The organism is Lentzea kristufekii, from assembly GCF_033949925.1.
GTDB classification, from domain to species: domain Bacteria; phylum Actinomycetota; class Actinomycetes; order Mycobacteriales; family Pseudonocardiaceae; genus Lentzea; species Lentzea kristufekii.
Window position 1 is genome coordinate 28,421 of record NZ_JAXAVV010000036.1, and the last position, 16,831, is coordinate 45,251.

The following is a 16,831-nucleotide window of genomic DNA, read 5'->3' on the forward strand; positions in this document are numbered from 1 at the left end:
CAAATGGAGCAACGCGTCACACGAAAAAGGCCATCTCGGCGACCCAGGTCGCCGAGATGGCCTTCAACTGCGATCTGCGGTTACGGCAGCTGCGTGATCCGGCCGGTCGCCGGGGGCAGCTGGTCGGGGTGCGTCGAGAGGTACGCGGCGAACCCGTCGAGGTCGATGCCACCACCGGTGATCTCGGTGCCCTTGGTGAACTCGGGGAAAGCGTCACCGCCGCCCTGCAGGAAGCTGTTGATCGTCACGCGGTAGTTCGCGTTCGGGTCGACGGCGACACCGCCGATCTTGATGTCGGAGATCTTCGAACCGAACGCCGCCGAGGCCGACCACGAGTACGTGAAGCCAGCCGAGGGCTGCAGGATGATCGTCCTGGCCGCGGTGAACTGCTGCTCCAGGGCGTTCTTGATCTGCGCACCGGTCAGCGTGACGGTCTGCAGGATGTTGCTGAACGGCTGAACGGCGAAGGCCTCGCCGTACGTCACCACGCCAGGGGCCTCGGTGCCCGCCGGCGCGTAGGTGAGGTCGGCACGCACGCCACCGGGGTTCATCAGCGCGAGGACGGCACCGTTGACCTTGGTGGCCTCCAGCTGGGAGTCGGCGATCAGGTTGCCCAGCGGCGAGTCACCGGCGGGAACCGCGGCACGGGGGATGTTCGCACCGATCGAGCCGATCTGCCGGTTCGCGATCGGGCCGGACTTCGTCTTGGCCAGGTCGATCACGGACTGGATCACCGGGTCCGGCGTGACCGTGCGCGTGACGATCTTGTTCTCGGCCTTCGTCTCGCCGCGGACGACGTCGCGCGTCCGGCGGTCGATCTTGAGGTCGACGACGCTGAGCTCGCGCCCGAACGCCAGGCCCTCGATGAACGGCCGCGGGTTGCCGGCCGGGTCCTTGACCACGCAGTTGTAGTGCTGGTGGCTGTGGCCGGAGAAGACCGCGTCGATCTTCGGGCTGACGTTGGTGGCGATGTAGCTGCCGGGGTTCTGCGGCGACACGTTGCACGCGTTGGGCCCGCCACCGGTCGACGTCACCTGGTCGCCCTGGTGCACGAGCAGGACGATCGACTTGACGCCGATCGTGTCGAGGAAGTTGGCGTACTTGTTGGCCGCCTTGACCTCGTCACCGAACTTGATGTCCTTGATGCCGTTCGGGTCGACCAGGATCGGCACGTCCTTGAGCGGCATGCCGATGAAGCCGATCGGCATCCCGTCACGGATCTCCACCCAGAACGGCGGCAGAGCCGGCAGTCCCGACTTCGCGTTCGTGACGTTCGCGCCGAGGATCGGGAACTTCGCGCCCTTGTACTCGTCGCGGAACTGGCAGCCGTCCACCGGGTGGCACCCGCCGCGCTGGATCCGCAGGAGCTCCTTGTAGCCCTCGTCGAACTCGTGGTTGCCCGCCGCGGTCGCGTCCATGCCGACCTCGTTGAGCACCTCGATCGTCGGCTCGTCGTGGAACAACGCCGACACCAGCGGCGACCCGCCGATCAGGTCGCCCTGCCCGACGATGACGGAGTTCCTGACCTCCTTCTGGAGGTTCTTGATGTGCGTGGCGTTGAACGCGGCACCACCGGCGTCGACGGTCGTGCCGTCCGGCAGGATGACGCGCCCGGACGACCCGGTCGGCGGCTCGAGGTTGCCGTGCAGGTCGTTGATGCCGATCAGGCGCACGTCAACCGTGCCCCGACCGCGCAGTGACTGGACATCGGCCTGGGCAGGCCCGGTAGCGCTGATGACAGTGGCCGCGGCGGCGGTGATCGCCAGAACGGAAAGCCGTCTGAACGAACTCATGGATGGGGGCCTTTCAAGGCTTGGTTAACGCGCGTGTACGGCGCAGGAGTCTGCCTTCCGATCGCCACGTTTTCCAGAGCAATGACTGGATCGTCATGCTCAGGACTAACCTTGTTCCCGTGACACCAAGTGAGCAGGAGCCGCACTGGCTCGACGAGGGCGAGATGCGCGCATGGCGCACCTACGTGAACGGTTCCTCCATGCTCATGGACCGCCTGCACCGAGAGCTCCAGGACACCCACGGAGTGTCACTGGCGGACTACGAAATCCTCGTGCGCCTGTCCGAACAGCCGAACCAGCGCATGCGGATGACCCAGCTCGCCGAGGACGTCGCCTCCTCGAAGTCACGCGTCTCACACCAGGTCGCGCGCATGGAGAAGGCAGGCCTGGTGTCCCGCCGCGAGTGCACGGAGGACGGCCGCGGCGTGCTGGCCGAACTCACGCCGAAGGGCATGGCGCAGCTGGTCTCGGCCGCTCCGACCCACCTGAGTGGCGTGCGTGAGCACATCGTCGACCTGATCACGCCCGAGGAGGGCGAGGTGCTGGCCAAGGTGTTCGACCGGGTCATGACACACCTGCGGGAGTCGAACGGCTAGGCTTTGTGCCGACGCTCCTGGGCGTCGTGGAAGCGTGGCAGAGCGGCCGAATGCACCCGCCTTGAAAGCGGGAGACGGGCAACCGTCCGGGGGTTCAAATCCCTCCGCTTCCGCAAGTGATCGTTGGTATTGGTCACGCCATGCAGACACAGGTGTGGCCCGCGGTCCTTTCTCTGGTCGGCGTGCTGTTCGGCGGTGGCCTGTCCTTTCTGGTGCAGACCACCGTGCAGCGTCGCGCCGAGCGCAGTGAGCAGAGAAAGCTGACCGCTGAACGCGCTGAGGCACGGCGCGTGGAGCAGCTGGAGCTCTTACGTCAGTTCATCCGGGCCGCGCAGCAGGCCGAGCGTGCGGCCGAGGACCGGGACGGCACGGCGGCCTGGAAGTCGGCGGCACTGGACGTCGTCGACGAGCTGTGGGTGTGTGAGCGGATGATCCACGTGCTGTTCGCCTCGTCGCTGCACGAGTTGGCGCGTGCTTACGTCAAGGCTCTCGATCACGTTCTCTGGCAGGAGCTCGACGGTGGCTCGCTGTGGGACCACCTGAAGGGGCCCAAGGCGTCGTTCCTCGCTGCGGCGCGGGACGAGTTGAGCCGCTGAGTGAAACGGCGGCGGCGCCTCGAAGGGCACCGCCGCCGTTGATCAGGACAGGCGAACTACGAGACGGCCAGGTGGTGGTGGTCGTCGTGCGCGGCGGACTGCATCAGGGCCGCGGCAGAACGGGCCTCGGCTCGCTGCGCACGCGGCGGCACGCCGTTGACGTCCTCTGTGGACACGCCGTATGCCGCTGTCACGAACGCGATGGCGCCGGCGTTGCGGCCCAGGGCCACGCGGTCGACGTTGCCGAGGTTGTCGCACTGCGAGTGGTAGCACGGGTCGTAGGCGACGCCTGCCGTGCCGCCCCATTTGGCTGCCTGCGCCTCGGTCTTGACGCCCTCGGCGCCGGTGAAGAGGCCGCCGGCCGGGATGCCCTGTGCGATGAACTCGCCGTAGTCCGAGCGGCCCGAGAAGTCCGTGCCTTCGGTGGGGACGCCCTTGGCGGCGAAGTAGTCGGCGAAGGCCTTTTCGATCTGGGCCGAGCCGTACGGGCCCGCGCCTGCGCCCACCCCGTCGGAGTTGTCGCCGTCGTAGATGAAGTACGCGGCGTTCGGGGAGCCGACCATGTCGAAGTTCAGGTACAGGGCGATGTCCAGCTGCTGTTCGAACGTCAGCGAGCGGACCCACTCCTCGGAGCCGATGAGGCCGCGCTCTTCCGCGCCCCACCAGGCGAAGCGGATGGCGTTGTCGACCTTCGGGCGGGCGCCGAGCTGCAGGGCCGTCTCCAGGAGCGCGGCGGAGCCGGTGCCGTTGTCGTTGATGCCCGCGCCCAGTTCGACGCTGTCGAGGTGTGCGCCGGCCATGACGACGTTGTTCTTGCGGCCGGTGCGGGTCTCGGCGATGACGTTGCGCTGGGTGCGGGTCTCGTTGTGGTACCGCATGTCCACGGTGACCGAGGCGCCTGCCTTGCCGGCGAGCGTGGTGCCGTCGGCCTGGGAGATGCCGCCGGTCGGGATCTTGCCGGGGTTGGTCAGCGTCACGTTGGCCAGCGGGCCCGCCGTGTTGTTCGAGACCAGCACGGCGACGGCGCCCGCGGCGAACGCGTTGAGGTGCTTCTGCTCGAACGTGCATCCGCCGCGGCGGATGAGGGCGACGGAGCCGGTGAAGTTCTGGCCGGCGAAGTCGGTCGCCTCGCAGCCCGTGGTGGCGTCCTCGGGGACGACGCGCAGCGGGCCGGTGACGCCGCCGACCGGGGTCTGGGGCGAGGCGGTCAGGATGAGCGCCTGGTAGTTCACGCCGTCGACGCGGGCGGTCTCGGCGTCGGTGATGGGGACTTCGAAGCTGAAGTTCGGCGTCGTGACGATGAAGCCCTCGTCGCGCAGCTTGCCCGCGACGTAGTCGACGCTCGCGTCGTAGCCGGGCGTCAGGGCCGCGCGGTTGCCGCCGTTGCGGTCGGCGATGCGCTGGAACGCGATGAGGTGCCGGTTGACACCCTCGACGGTCACCTTCTTCGCGAGCTTCTTGGCGAGTGCGGGGCCTGCCGGTTCGGCGGCGGACGCCGTGGCGGTGGGGGCAGCGACTAATGCCGATATGGCAAGCACAGCCGCCAGCTTGGTTCTGCCGGACATGAACGTTCCCCTTCGTTCGAGATGGCTGAACCCTCACAAAGGTGAGACGCAGGACACAATCCGTCGGTCGGCGGGAGTTCACCTGGTGATCAGGTGAACACACTCCGCTAGGCCTTCGACCGCGACGTCCCATTCCGGGCGCACGAAATTCGCCTCGTCCAGACGCAGTCGCACGTGCTCAAGGCGTTCTCCGCGCGGTGCCAGGCCGATCGTGCCGTCGTGCACGTAGCCGAGCTTGGCGCTGACCCGGTTGGAGGCGTGGTTGCCCTGCCAAGCCGCCGAACGAGCGATGTGGGCGCCCAGGTGGTCGAACGCGAACTGCAGCACGCCGACGCGCATCTCCGTGCCGAACCCGTTGCCCTGGAACTCCTGGCCGAGCCACGAGCCGGTGTTCACCTCGCGCAGCACACCGAAATCACGCGCGCCCAGCTCCTGCACACCGATGACCCTGCCCTCGTGCCGCACGAGGAAGCAGATCGCCCAGTCCTTGGCGGCCAACTTGGCGCGCATGCCCCAGAAGAACTGGACCATGCCGAACCCGTGGTCGTCCGCGAGGCTGTCGGTCCACGGCACGTTGAACGGCATCTCGGCCGGGTCGTGCACGCCCGCCTTGGCGACCTCGACGAGCTCGAACAGTCCGGAGTCGTCGTCGGGGCGCAGCTCCAGGCGCGGGGTGCGGAGGACCAGATGTCGTAGCGGCCAGGCGTCCATGATCCGATGGTGCCGGACCTGCCGAACGGTATTACGGTCGGCTGCATGCGTGCCATCACTGTTCGCGAACCCGGCGGCCCGGACGTGCTCGAGTGGACCGAGGTCGCAGACCCGGTGCCGGGCGAGGGCGAGGTGCTGATCGACGTCGCCGCGAGTGCGGTCAACCGCGCGGACCTGTTGCAGCGACAGGGTTTGTACCCACCGCCGCGCGGCGCGTCGGACGTCATCGGGCTGGAGTGCTCCGGCACGATCGCCGCGCTCGGCGAGGGTGTGACCGGGTGGAACGTCGGTGACGAGGTGTGCGCGCTGCTGGCCGGTGGCGGGTACGCGGAGAAGGTCGTCGTGCCCGCGGTCCAGGTCCTGCCCGTCCCGGCGAACGTCGACGTCGTCACGGCGGCCGCGCTGCCCGAGGTCGCGTGCACGGTGTGGTCGAACGTCGTGATGGACGGCCGGCTCAAGCTCGGCGAGACGTTCCTCGTGCACGGCGGTGCGGGCGGCATCGGCACGCACGCGATCCAGGTGGCGAAGGCTCTGGGCGCGACCGTCGCGGTCACCGCGGGATCGGACGAACGGCTGCGCAAGTGCGCCGAGCTCGGGGCGGACATCACGGTCAACTACAAGACCCAGGACTTCGTCGCCGAGGTCAAGCAGGCCGACGTCGTCCTCGACAACATGGGCGCCTCCTACCTCCCCCGCAACATCGACGTCCTCGCCCCGGACGGCCGGTTGATGATCATCGGCATGCAGGGCGGTGTGAAGGGCGAACTGCCGATCGGCAAGCTCCTCGCCAAGCGCGCCTCGGTGATGGCGACGGGCCTGCGCGGGCGCAGCGTCGACGGCAAGGGCGCGATCGTGGCCCAGGTCCGCGAGCACCTGTGGCCGTTGATCGAGAGCGGTGCGGTCAAGCCGATCGTCGGCCAGGTCGTGCCGATGTCGGACGCAGCCGTTGCGCACCGCCTGCTGGAGGCGAGCGACGTCTTCGGCAAGGTCCTGCTCAAGCGAGAGCGGTAGCCACGGCCAGTGAGGTCCGAGGAGCCGTGCGGCGGAACTCCAGCCCGAACTCCTCGGACCACCGCGTCAGCACCGCCTGCTCGTCCGGGCGGTCGGCGTCGTCGGCCAGCACCGTCGCCCCCGGCGCCAGCACGGCGCTGAGCACGGGCAGCGCCGGATAGCGCGAGTCACCGAACCCCGGTCCGTCCACCAGGAGCAGGTCCACCAGACCGAAACGCTCGACGTACCCGAGCACCTCGTCGTGCACCTGCTGCGGCGCGTACCACTGGCCGTGCCGAGACAACGCCGCCGGATGCCGCGACAACGGCGCGTGCACCACGCGGGCAGCGGAGCCGAGACCTTCGCGTCGTAGTTGCGAGGCAACGAAAGCAGCCATGCGTTCGTCGTGCTCGATCGACAGCAGGTGCCCGAATCCTCGCTGTTGCAACAAACGCGCCAGCAAGACCGACGAAGACCCGCAGCCCAGTTCCACCAGGACGGTCCGGGCGCCCAGCACGATCTCGTCCATCACGGCGACGAGCGCCGCCGGCCTGAGGTCGCCGGAGAGCTGCGGCAGGTACTCGGTGTTCAACGAGCCGAGGCGCTGCAGGGCCGAGAGATCCGCGAGCTCGCGAGCCAGCGAGTCGTCCAAAGATGATCTCCCAAATCCCTCAGCCGAGTTCGGCCACCGCCCGCACCAGGTCGTCCATCTCGACCGCGTTCGTGTAGTGCGCGAGCCCGATGCGGATGGCGCCGCCGATCTCGCCGACGCCCAGCACCGAGAACACGCCGTGCTGACCGGGGTCGGCGAACGCGCAGACACCCCGCGACGCGAGGTGTTCGACGCCGTCCTCCGCCTTGACCCCGGCGATCGAGAACGCCAGCGCGGGCACCCGCCGCATGGCGTCGCCGATCACCATCACGTGTCGCAGCGAACGCAGTTCGTTGATCAGATTAGCGAGCAGCCCGGCCTGGTAGGCCTTCACCGATCCCAACGACGTGAGCAGCCGCTCGCGGCGCGTGCCGGAAGCCGCGTCGTCGAGGTCCGCCAGGTACTCCACCGAGGCAACGAGCCCGGCGAGCATCGGATACGCGTGCGGGCCGAGCTCCAGCCGTTCCGGGCCGCGCGCCATCGGGTCGACCGAGACCGACGGCAGCCGCTCCAGCACCGACGGGTCGCGGAACACCAGCGCGCCGACCGGCGGACCGCCCCACTGGCCGGCGGACAGAGCCACGACGTCCGCACCCATGCCAACGATGTCCAACGGCACGAAAGGCGCCGCGGCGGAGGCGTCCACCACCATCATCGAGCCGTGCGCGCGAGCCACCGCGGAGATCTTGCCCAGGTCCGGCCGGGTGCCGACGACGCCGGACGCCGCCGTGATGGCGATCAGCTTGGTGCGGTCGGTGACCAGCTCGTCGAACTGCCAGCTCGGCAGCTCGCAGGTCTCGATGTCGATCTCCGCCCACTTGACCGCGCTGCCGGTGCGCTGTGTGGCGCGCAACCACGGCGCGATGTTCGCCGGGTGGTCCAGCCGGGAAACCAGGACCTCGTCGCCCATGAACCAGTCGTCGGTCATCGCGTCGGCGAGACGTTGCAGCAGGACAGCGGAGGAGGGGCCGAGCACGACACCGGCGGGATCGCCGCCGACGAGGTCCGCGACGGACCTGCGGGCGGCGTCCACGATGCCCTGGGCCCGCTGGGACGCGGGAAAGATGCCACCGGGTCCGGAGACCGGGGCGCGCAGCGCGGTGGAGACGGCGGTGGCGACCTGTTCGGGCACCTGCATGCCAGCCGGTGCGTCGAGATGGACCCAGCCGTCGCCGAGCGCGGGGAAGAGCCCTCGTACCCGTGCGACGTCGAACGCCATGACACACACCGTACGTATGCGAGCAAACACGGCAACGACCAGCCCCACCCCGATTGGTTTCGAAAACGTGAATCGCGCGAGGATGGAGACCATGAACCAGGAGCAGCCCGTCGTAATCGTCGGCGGCCAGGACGGCGACATCGCCGACCTCGTCGAACAGCCGGCGAAGGTCATGCGGATCGGCACGATGATCAAGCAGCTGCTGGAGGAGGTGCGGGCGGCGCCTCTCGACGAGGCCAGCCGCAACCGCCTCAAGGAGATCCACAAGCGGTCCATCGAGGAGCTCGAGGACGGCCTGGCGCCGGAGCTGCGCGAGGAGCTGGAGCGCCTGTCGCTGCCGTTCACCGAGGAGGGCACCCCCTCCGACGCCGAGCTGCGGATCGCGCAGGCTCAGCTCGTGGGCTGGCTGGAAGGCCTCTTCCACGGCATCCAGACCGCGTTGTTCGCCCAGCAGATGGCGGCGCGGGCCCAGCTGGAGCAGATGCGCGGCCGTGCGCTTCCCGCCGGCAGTGGCGGCGAAGGTAACGAAGCCGGAACAACAGGCAAAGGGACGGGTCAGTACCTCTAGCTAAGCCACGCGGTGGTGGCTCTACGATGCGCTGACCGTTCTGGAGAGGAGCCACCGTGCTCGACCGAGTCCGCAATGGCCTGCAGGCCAAGCAGCTTCGTCACAAGCTTCGTGTCAAAGCGCTCGAACTCATCCAGGACGCGTTGAAGCCGCAGCAAGAGCAGATCGAACGGATCCAGGCCCAGCTGGACGGCCTGCGCGACGAGGTCGCGCAGCAGGCGAACCGGATCGTCGACCACACCGTGGGGCACGAGGTGCGGGCCCGCCGCGACATCGTGTTCGCCGCGGACAGGGAAGCGGCGCTGCAGAGCGCTCAGTTCGTGCACAAGAACATGCCGCGGGTCCCGCACTTCGGTTCGCCGCAGGAGACGCTCGAGTTCGCGCTGGCCCAGACGCCCGAGGGCGGCATGGCGCTGGAGTTCGGCGTCTACACCGGTGGCACGCTCAAGATCATCGCGAACGCCCGGGAGGGCGCCGGCGTCTACGGCTTCGACTCCTTCGAGGGTCTGCCGGAGAACTGGCGCAACGGGTTCCCCGCCGGCACGTTCACGATGGACGGCCTGCCGGACGTGCCCGGTGCCGAGCTCATCGCCGGGTGGTTCGACGAGACGCTGCCGAAGTTCCTCGCCGACCACGAGGGCCCCGTCACGTTCCTGCACGTCGACTGCGACCTGTACTCGTCCACCAAGACCGTCCTCGACCTGGTCGGGCCCCGTCTGGTCGAGGGCAGCATCATCGTCTTCGACGAGTACTTCAACTACCCGCAGTGGCAGGACCACGAGCACAAGGCCTGGCTGGAGCACGTGGCGGCGCACGGCGTGGAGTTCGACTACCTCGGGTACACCTACGACCACGAACAGGTCATCGTAAAGGTGATCAAGGTCTGATCGCACCGTGACCGACCGGTAAGCATGGCCGTCGGTGGTCGCCGGTACGCTCAGTCCTCGTGCAAGCCACCAGTACGCTCGACCAAGCAGAGGCGCCCCCTGCCGTCAAGTCGCGCAGCTTCAAACGCGCGTTCGCGGATGTGCGGGAGGCGTGGGACCACCGTGAGCTGTGGGGCCACCTCGGCTGGCAGGACATCAAGCAGCGCTACCGCCGCTCGGTCATCGGCCCGTTGTGGATCACCATCTCGATGGGCACCACGGCGCTGGCGCTGGGCTTGCTGTACTCCGTGCTGTTCGACACGAACGTCCCCACGTTCCTGCCGTACGTGACGGTCGGCTTCATCATCTGGAACTTCATCCTCGGCTGCATCACCGAGGGCACGGACGTGTTCATCGCGAACGAGGGGCTCATCAAGCACCTCCCCGCGCCGATCACGGTCCACGTGATGCGGATGGTGTGGCGCCAGGTGCTGTTCCTGGCGCACAACCTCGTGGTCTACGCGGTGGTCCTCGCCATCTTCTTCACGGCGCTCGACCACCCGTACACGATCACCAAGGGCGGCATCGAGCACCCCGGCATCAGCTGGACGATCGTCCTCGCGATCCCGGGCTTCGCGCTGCTCGCGGTGAACGCGGTGTGGATCGCCCTGCTGTTCGGCGTCATCAGCACCCGCTTCCGCGACATCCCCCCGGTCGTGAACAGCTTCATCAACCTGGTCTTCTTCATGACGCCGATCGTCTGGGACGCGGGCGTGCTGCAGCGGGTCACCGGTGGCGCTGGTGACAACGACTGGCGCATGCTCATCGCCGAGCTCAACCCCGTGTACCACTTCGTCGAGGTGGTCAGGGCCCCGCTGCTCGGCCACGCGGTCGACTGGCACCACTGGGCCGTCGTCGGCGGCTTCACGGTCGTCGGCTGGTTCGCCGCGCTGGTGATCCTGCGCAACTACCGCGCCCGCGTTTCCTACTGGGTCTAGAAGGAGGTCGACACCCATGGTCAGCATCGACGTCTGGAACGCATCGGTCGACTTCCCGATCTTCGACGCGAAGTCGAGGTCGCTGAAGAAGCTCGCGCTCGGCAAGGTCGGCGGCAAGATCGAGTCCGAAGGCCGCGTCCCGATAATCGAAGCACTGCACGACATCACGCTGTCGCTCAAGGACGGCGACCGCGTCGGCCTGGTCGGCCACAACGGTGCCGGCAAGTCGACGCTGCTGCGCCTGCTGGCGGGCATCTACGAGCCCACCCGCGGCCAGTCGCGCATCATCGGCAAGGTCGCGCCGGTCTTCGACCTCGGCGTCGGCATGGACCCGGAGATCTCCGGGTACGAGAACATCATGATCCGCGGCCTGTTCCTCGGCATGAGCCGCAAGAAGATGGAATCCCGCGTCGACGACATCGCGCAGTTCACCGAGCTCGGTGACTACCTGCAGATGCCGCTGCGCACGTACTCGACGGGCATGCGCGTCCGGTTGGCCCTCGGCGTCGTCACGTCGATCAACCCGGAGATCCTGCTGCTCGACGAGGGCATCGGCGCGGTCGACGCCGCGTTCATGGCGAAGGCCCGCGACCGCCTCAAGGACCTGGTCGCCCGCTCCGGTCTGCTGGTGTTCGCGAACCACTCCGACGAGTTCCTCGCGGAGTTCTGCGACAAGGCGATCTGGATGGACGAGGGTCACGTCAAGATGTTCGGAAGCCTGCGCGAGGTGCTGACCGCGTACAAGGGGTACGACCCCTTCGAGCGGATGCACCCGCACGAGGAAACCCCCGTCCTCAGCGGAAACGGTGGCGAGTAGAGCATGATCGAGGCACTGCCCAAGGGCTCCGTCGTCGCGGTGGTGGTCACCCGCCACCGCAGGGACCTGCTGGCCGAGTCGCTGAAGGCCCTGGCGACCCAGACGCGCGTGCCCGACCACCTGGTCGTCGTCGACAACGGTCCCGACCAGCCCGTCGGCGACCTCGTCGAGCAGTGTCCGCTCCCCACGACCTACCTGCCGTCGCACCGCAACCTCGGTGGTGCCGGCGGCTTCGCGCTGGGCATCCTGCACGCGCTCTCGCTGGGCGCGGAATGGGTGTGGCTGGCCGACGACGACGGCCGCCCGGCTGACGAGCACGTGCTGGCCGTGCTGCTGGAGGAGGCGGAGCGCAGGGGTCTCGCGGAGATCTCCCCCGTCGTCACCAACATCGACAGCCCGGACAAGCTCGCGTTCCCGTTGCGCCGCGGCCTGACGTGGAAGCGCTCGGCCGCCGAACTCGGCACGGACTTCCTGCCTGGCATCGCCTCGCTGTTCAACGGGGCGCTGTTCCGCGCCACCACCCTGGACGTCGTCGGCGTGCCGGACTACCGGCTGTTCTTCCGCGGCGACGAGGTGGAGGTCCACCGGCGCATGGTGCGGTCGGGGCTGCCGTTCGGCACGTCGCTGCGGGTCGCGTACGTGCACCCGGACGGCTCGGACGAGTTCAAGCCGATGCTGGGCGGCAGGTTCCACGCCCAGGACCCGGAGAACCCGATCAAGCGCTACTACACGTACCGCAACCGCGGGTACCTGCTGTCGCAGCCGGGCATGCGCAAGCTCGGCGCGCTCGAGGTGTTCCGGTTCGGGCTGTACTTCCTCGCCGTGAAGCGGGACCCGAAGGCGTTCGTCGAGTGGCTGAAGCTCGTGCGCCTCGGTCAGCGGGAGCGCTTCTTCCGCAAGTGAGCCGGTCTGCCGAGGGCGGAATCGCTACGAGCGGAACCGCCCTCCGCAGAGCTCCTGAACGCGGTTGGCTGCTCTCATGAGCAAACTCGTGCTGTTCCTCGCCGCCAACCCGAACCCGATCTCCCTGCCGGTCACCGACGAGACGCGGGACGACCTCGCGCCGCGGCTGACCCAGATCGTCCGCAACGGACACACCCAGCCGATCCCGGGGCCCGACGGCCGTGAGTACGTCGTCAACTTCGCGAACGTCGTCGTCGCCCACTTCGAGTAACCACTCGCGCACATCGAGTGATCGGAGTAAGACGGGGTGAGTGATTTCCCGACGCAGACTTCTGTCCCTGGCCGGCGCGAGCGCGTTGCTCGCGGCGTGCGGTTCGAACACCGGCAGGGGCGGCAACGGCCAGGCCCTCAAGCAGTGGTACCACGCGTACGGCGAGCCCGGCGTGCAGCAGGCCGTGGAGCGCTACGCCAAGGCGTACACCAGGACCCAGGTCGACGTGCAGTGGAACCCCGGCGACTACGACTCCAAGCTCGCGACGAGCCTGCTGTCCGGCGGCGGACCGGACGTCTTCGAGTCCACCCCGCAGATCAGCTCGGTCCGGGCGGGTCAGCTCGTGCCGCTCGACGACGTCTTCGGCGACGCCAGGAGCGACTTCTCCGAGTCGATTCTCGCGACGCACACCGTCGACGGGAAGATCTACGGCGTCCCGCAGGCCGTGGACATGCAGATGTTGTTCTACCGCAAGAGCCTGTTCGCTCAGGCCGGCGTGCAACCACCGTCCACTGTGGATGAGCTGATCGACACCGCCAAGCGCCTCACCACGGGCTCGGTCAAAGGGCTCTTCGCCGGCAACGACGGCGGTGGCGGCGTGCTGGGCGGGCCTGCGCTGTGGTCGGCCGGCCTCGACTACGTGCGGGACCACCAGGTCGGGTTCGACGATCCCCTCGCGGCGACGGCGGTCGGCAAGCTCCGCGAGCTCTACACGAGCGGCAGCCTGTTGCTGGGCGCGGTGAAGGACTGGGCGGAGCCGGACGCGTTCACGCAGGGCCTGGTCGCCATGCAGTGGACCGGGTTGTGGGCGGTACCGGCGGTCGCCAAGGCGCTGGGTGACGACTTCGGCGTGCTGCCGTTCCCCTCGCTCACCAGCAGTGGGAAGCCCAGCGTGCCGGTCGGGGCGTTCGGGGCGATGGTCAACGCGAAGTCGAAGCGGATCGACGAGGCCAAGGACTTCGTGCGGTGGCTGTGGATCGAGAAGACCGACTACCAGGAGGACTTCAACCTCAGCTACGGCTTCCACATCCCGCCCCGCAAGAGCATCTCGGAGAAGGCGTCGAAGCTGACGTCGGGTGCGGCGGCCGACGCGGTGAAGTTCGTGCGGGACAACGCGAAGGCGTCCAACCCGCCGGACTGGACCTCGGTGATGCGGACGGCGTTCAACGACGCCGTGTCGCGGGTGGTCCGCGACGGCGCTCCCGCCGACGCCGAACTGAAGACCGCGGCGGGCGTGGCGAGGGACGAGCTGAAGCGCCTGTACGGATGAGGCACGGACGCGCGTTCTGGCTGTTCGTGGGGCCGTTCGCCGCCGGACTGCTGGTGTTCGTGTACGTGCCGATCGGCTGGAGCCTGCTGCTGTCGTTCTTCGACGCGCGCAACACGGTGACACCGACCGAGTTCGTCGGGCTGCGCAACTACGTGGACATGCTGACCGACGGGCCGTTCCTGAGCAGCCTCGGCACGTTCAGCGTGTTCGCCGCCTTCATCGTGCCGCTGACGTTCGTGCTGGCTCTCGCGCTCGCGTTGCTGGTCAACCAGATCAGCTTCATGCAGGCGTTCTTCCGCTCGGTGTTCTTCCTGCCGACGGCGTGCTCGTACGTCGTGGCGTCGCTGGTGTGGAAGCTCTCGATCTTCAACGGCCTGCGCTCGGGCCTCGCGAACACGGTGCTGGGCTGGTTCGGCGCCGATCCGGTCGCGTGGACGGTCTCCACGTCCCCGCCCTGGTACTGGCTCGTGCTCGTGACGCTGCGGCTCTGGTTGCAGCTCGGGTTCTACATGATCCTGTTCATCGCGGGCCTGCAACGGATTCCCGTGGTGCTGTACGAGGCAGCGGCCCTCGACGGCGCGCGGTCGTGGCAGGCGTTCCGGTTTGTGACGTTGCCACAGCTGCGGACCACCTCGGTCGCCGTGTTGTTGCTGCTTTTGATCGGCGCTTATCAGGCGTTCGACGAGTTCTACAACGTGCTCGGCACCGACCGGGGCTATCCGCCGTTCGCCCGGCCTCCGTTGATTTACCTGTACTACACGGCATTGGGCAGCGGAGGGCAGGACTTCGGGCACGGCAGTGCGGGCGCGGTGATCCTGACGCTGCTGATCGTCGGCGTGACACTGTTGCAGGGAAGGGCGGTGCGGCGGTGAAGGCCCTGCGGTACCTGGCTTTGTCCGTGGCGGCCGTGCTGTTCCTCGTGCCGTTCTACCTGGTGGTGCGCAACGGGCTGGTGTCGGAGTCGGAGATCAGCGCGACGTCGTGGACGTTCCTGCCGTCGTCGGTGCGCTGGGAGAACTTCGCCGAGCTGTTCGGCGATCCCGCCGTGCCGTTGGTGCGGAGCATGGTGAATTCACTGGTGGTGGCGGTTTTGCAGACTCTTGGCCAGCTGCTGTTGTGCTCGCTGGCCGGCTACGGGCTGGCGCGGATCCCTTACCGGTACGCGAATGTGGTGTTCTACTTCGTCGTCGCCACTTTGATGATTCCCGCCGCGGTGACGTTCGTGCCCACGTTCGTCGTCGTGTCGACGCTGGGGTGGGTCTCCGACCTGCGCGGACTGGTGATTCCCGGGCTGTTCAGCGGGTTCACGGCGTTCCTGTTCCGGCAGTACTTCCTGAACTTCCCACGGGAGCTGGAGGAGGCCGCGCGAATCGACGGACTCGGGCACTGGGGCACGTTCTGGCGCGTTGTCGTGCCGAACTCACGCGGGTTCTTCGCGGCGCTCGGGGTGATCGCGTTCGTGACGTCGTGGAACCAGTTCCTGTGGCCGTTGGTCATTGCGCAGGACCAGGACTCGTGGACCGTGCAGGTGGCGTTGTCGACGTTCCTCACGGCTCAGTCGATCAACGTGCACGAGCTGTTCCTGGCTGCGGCCGTCTCCATCACCCCGCTGGTCATCGTGTTCGTGGCGATGCAGCGGTGGCTGGTGCGCGGGGTGGCTGAGACGGGGATCAAGGGCTGATCGTGATCGGTTCGTCGGTGTCGCAGTAGATGACGAAGCCCGCCTCCGGGTCGCCGGCGAACTCGGCCGTGCCGAACCCGAGCACCAGCACAGGCCGAGGCAACCAGCCCATGTCCCGAGGCCGGTCGAGCCTCCTGACCGACCGGACCACGGCGTCGGTCTCGGGGATGAACAGCTCGACCACGTCACCAGGCTGCAGGCCCCACGGATCGCACTTGAACCGCCAAGGCGTGTTCCGCCACTCCGAGCTCTCGGCGAACCGGGAGAAGGCGACGGTCCCGTCCCAGGAGAACTCCGACTTCGGGTCCTTCGCCTTCCACGGCCACGCGAGGTGGACGTGGTGGTGCGAGACGCGCGCGACGGTCGTCGAGACGACCGGGCTGGACACCACGACCACGTCACCCTCGTAGAGCTCCGGAACCTCGTGTGCGCGCAAGAACTGCTGCCCTCCCCACCGCGAACGGAGGGTCAGGCTACCGAGCTGGCGAAGTCGCCCGGCGGGATCCACGGGACACCGGGGTGGAAGATCCGGCCGTCCGGCGCGTACCGCCTGCTCATCGCCGCCCGCCAGCTCCACTGGTTCAGCTCCGGGTCGTGCGGCCAGTACGCGTCCCAGATCTCGGTCTTCTTGGCACGCAGATGCCCGTCGACGTTCTCCGGCAGGTTGAGCACCCGGTAGCCGGTGTACTCGAAGCGGCGCACGGCGGTGCGGCCCTGGTCGTCGGTGCTCGCGTCGGCGACCAGGATCGCGGCCGCCGTGTGGTCGATGTGGTCGCCCTCGCGGTGGCCGATCGAGCTGCCCGTGCGGATGAAGTCAGGGCCGACGTGGTCGATGATGCCGCGGATCATGCCCACGAACTCGGCGTACGTGTACGCGGGGCGGCCGTCGATCGGCTTGGCCGTGAAGCCCGGCACGTTGAGCAGGCGCCACAGGTCGCCGAAGTCGTCCTCCGGGCCGGCTGCTGCGTGGACGTACGTGTACACGATGCGCACGTTGGTGTCCGCGAGCCTGTTCGTGGGCACGGGGTGGCCACCGAACATCATTTGCTCGTAGTGCCAGTTGTTCGCCACCCCGGCGGTCTTGGCATAGGCGGCGCGCACGCCGTCGATGCGCATCTCCGCGTACTGGATGCCCCCGTGGGAGCTGCCGGGGCGGTGCGGGATGTCTCCCGCGGTCAGGTACACGATCCAGACGTCCTGGCCGTCCCACACGTCCGACGCGATGTCCGGGTTCATGAAGAGCAGGTCGTCGTCCTGGTGCGCGACAAAGCTGAGCGTGGTCACGGTTCCCTCCCAAGGCCGTGCCAGGTCCGTCGCCCATCCGATGAACGACGG

19 protein-coding genes and 1 tRNA gene are annotated in these 16,831 nt (G+C 68.1%); 13 read left to right on the plus strand and 7 right to left on the minus strand.

Features of this window, described 5'->3' with window-relative positions; translation table 11 throughout:
* Positions 1-80: 80 nt before the first annotated feature.
* The gene (locus tag SK571_RS42585; protein ID WP_319989787.1) at positions 81-1,793 is read right to left on the minus strand and encodes a bifunctional metallophosphatase/5'-nucleotidase; all 1,713 of its coding nucleotides are present in this window, start codon (positions 1,791-1,793) and stop codon (positions 81-83) included.
* A 164-nt stretch (positions 1,794-1,957) separates the two neighbouring features.
* Between SK571_RS42585 and SK571_RS42590 the strand changes: the two genes are divergently transcribed.
* The 3 genes from SK571_RS42590 (at position 1,958) to SK571_RS42600 (ending at position 2,985) form a co-directional block, all read left to right on the plus strand.
* On the plus strand, positions 1,958-2,389 hold the full coding sequence (locus SK571_RS42590; RefSeq protein ID WP_319989823.1) for a MarR family winged helix-turn-helix transcriptional regulator: 432 nt from the start codon (positions 1,958-1,960) through the stop codon (positions 2,387-2,389).
* A 28-nt stretch (positions 2,390-2,417) separates the two neighbouring features.
* Positions 2,418-2,502, plus strand: a tRNA-Ser gene (locus SK571_RS42595).
* A 27-nt stretch (positions 2,503-2,529) separates the two neighbouring features.
* Positions 2,530-2,985 (plus strand): hypothetical protein, encoded by a 456-nt coding sequence (locus SK571_RS42600; protein ID WP_319989788.1) that lies wholly within the window; start codon positions 2,530-2,532, stop codon positions 2,983-2,985.
* A gap of 56 nt (positions 2,986-3,041) precedes the next feature.
* On the opposite strand, the gene SK571_RS42605 is transcribed toward SK571_RS42600, so the two are convergent.
* Entirely contained in the window at positions 3,042-4,550 is a 1,509-nt protein-coding gene (locus SK571_RS42605; RefSeq protein WP_319989789.1) for a M28 family metallopeptidase, read from the minus strand.
* Positions 4,551-4,628: 78 nt separating this feature from the next.
* A complete protein-coding gene (locus SK571_RS42610; RefSeq protein WP_319989790.1) occupies positions 4,629-5,261 on the minus strand; it encodes a GNAT family N-acetyltransferase in 633 nt (210 codons plus the stop codon).
* Between the two features lie 45 nt (positions 5,262-5,306).
* On the opposite strand from SK571_RS42610, the gene SK571_RS42615 reads away from it, so the two are divergent.
* Entirely contained in the window at positions 5,307-6,272 is a 966-nt protein-coding gene (locus SK571_RS42615; RefSeq protein WP_319989791.1) for an NAD(P)H-quinone oxidoreductase, read from the plus strand.
* Here SK571_RS42615 and SK571_RS42620 read toward each other — a convergent pair.
* The gene (locus SK571_RS42620) at positions 6,256-6,903 is read right to left on the minus strand and encodes a class I SAM-dependent methyltransferase (RefSeq protein WP_319989792.1); all 648 of its coding nucleotides are present in this window, start codon (positions 6,901-6,903) and stop codon (positions 6,256-6,258) included. The genes SK571_RS42615 and SK571_RS42620 overlap by 17 nt on opposite strands.
* A 19-nt stretch (positions 6,904-6,922) precedes the next feature.
* A complete protein-coding gene (locus tag SK571_RS42625; RefSeq protein ID WP_266041095.1) occupies positions 6,923-8,122 on the minus strand; it encodes a cysteine desulfurase-like protein in 1,200 nt (399 codons plus the stop codon).
* Positions 8,123-8,204: 82 nt separating this feature from the next.
* On the opposite strand from SK571_RS42625, the gene SK571_RS42630 reads away from it, so the two are divergent.
* From SK571_RS42630 to SK571_RS42670, 9 genes are all read left to right on the plus strand, one after another.
* Positions 8,205-8,690 (plus strand): bacterial proteasome activator family protein, encoded by a 486-nt coding sequence (locus SK571_RS42630; RefSeq protein ID WP_406602109.1) that lies wholly within the window; start codon positions 8,205-8,207, stop codon positions 8,688-8,690.
* Between the two features lie 56 nt (positions 8,691-8,746).
* The gene (locus SK571_RS42635; RefSeq protein WP_319989794.1) at positions 8,747-9,577 is read left to right on the plus strand and encodes a class I SAM-dependent methyltransferase; all 831 of its coding nucleotides are present in this window, start codon (positions 8,747-8,749) and stop codon (positions 9,575-9,577) included.
* A 59-nt stretch (positions 9,578-9,636) separates the two neighbouring features.
* Positions 9,637-10,554 (plus strand): galactan export ABC transporter permease subunit Wzm/RfbD, encoded by a 918-nt coding sequence (gene wzm / locus SK571_RS42640; RefSeq protein WP_319989795.1) that lies wholly within the window; start codon positions 9,637-9,639, stop codon positions 10,552-10,554.
* Between the two features lie 16 nt (positions 10,555-10,570).
* Positions 10,571-11,371 (plus strand): galactan export ABC transporter ATP-binding subunit Wzt/RfbE, encoded by an 801-nt coding sequence (gene wzt, locus SK571_RS42645; RefSeq protein ID WP_319989796.1) that lies wholly within the window; start codon positions 10,571-10,573, stop codon positions 11,369-11,371.
* A gap of 3 nt (positions 11,372-11,374) precedes the next feature.
* Positions 11,375-12,274: a galactofuranosyltransferase GlfT1 gene (glfT1, locus tag SK571_RS42650; protein ID WP_319989797.1), complete on the plus strand. Its 900-nt coding sequence runs from the start codon at positions 11,375-11,377 to the stop codon at positions 12,272-12,274.
* 76 nt (positions 12,275-12,350) lie between these two features.
* Positions 12,351-12,545 carry a hypothetical protein gene (locus SK571_RS42655; RefSeq protein ID WP_266041090.1) on the plus strand — a complete coding sequence of 65 codons (195 nt, stop codon included), beginning with the start codon at positions 12,351-12,353 and terminating at the stop codon, positions 12,543-12,545.
* Between the two features lie 40 nt (positions 12,546-12,585).
* A complete protein-coding gene (locus tag SK571_RS42660) occupies positions 12,586-13,815 on the plus strand; it encodes an ABC transporter substrate-binding protein (protein WP_319989798.1) in 1,230 nt (409 codons plus the stop codon).
* Positions 13,812-14,687, plus strand: a complete 876-nt coding sequence (locus SK571_RS42665) for a carbohydrate ABC transporter permease (protein WP_319989799.1) — start codon at positions 13,812-13,814, stop codon at positions 14,685-14,687. Before SK571_RS42660 ends, SK571_RS42665 begins: the two co-directional genes overlap by 4 nt.
* On the plus strand, positions 14,684-15,496 hold the full coding sequence (locus SK571_RS42670) for a carbohydrate ABC transporter permease (RefSeq protein ID WP_319989800.1): 813 nt from the start codon (positions 14,684-14,686) through the stop codon (positions 15,494-15,496). The genes SK571_RS42665 and SK571_RS42670 overlap by 4 nt, the downstream gene beginning before the upstream one ends.
* On the opposite strand, the gene SK571_RS42675 is transcribed toward SK571_RS42670, so the two are convergent.
* Both SK571_RS42675 and SK571_RS42680 read right to left on the minus strand, forming a co-directional pair.
* On the minus strand, positions 15,486-15,932 hold the full coding sequence (locus SK571_RS42675) for a hypothetical protein (RefSeq protein ID WP_319989801.1): 447 nt from the start codon (positions 15,930-15,932) through the stop codon (positions 15,486-15,488). The two genes, SK571_RS42670 and SK571_RS42675, sit on opposite strands and share 11 nt — an antisense overlap.
* A 32-nt stretch (positions 15,933-15,964) precedes the next feature.
* Positions 15,965-16,780 (minus strand): PIG-L family deacetylase, encoded by an 816-nt coding sequence (locus SK571_RS42680; RefSeq protein ID WP_319989802.1) that lies wholly within the window; start codon positions 16,778-16,780, stop codon positions 15,965-15,967.
* Positions 16,781-16,831: the final 51 nt, after the last annotated feature.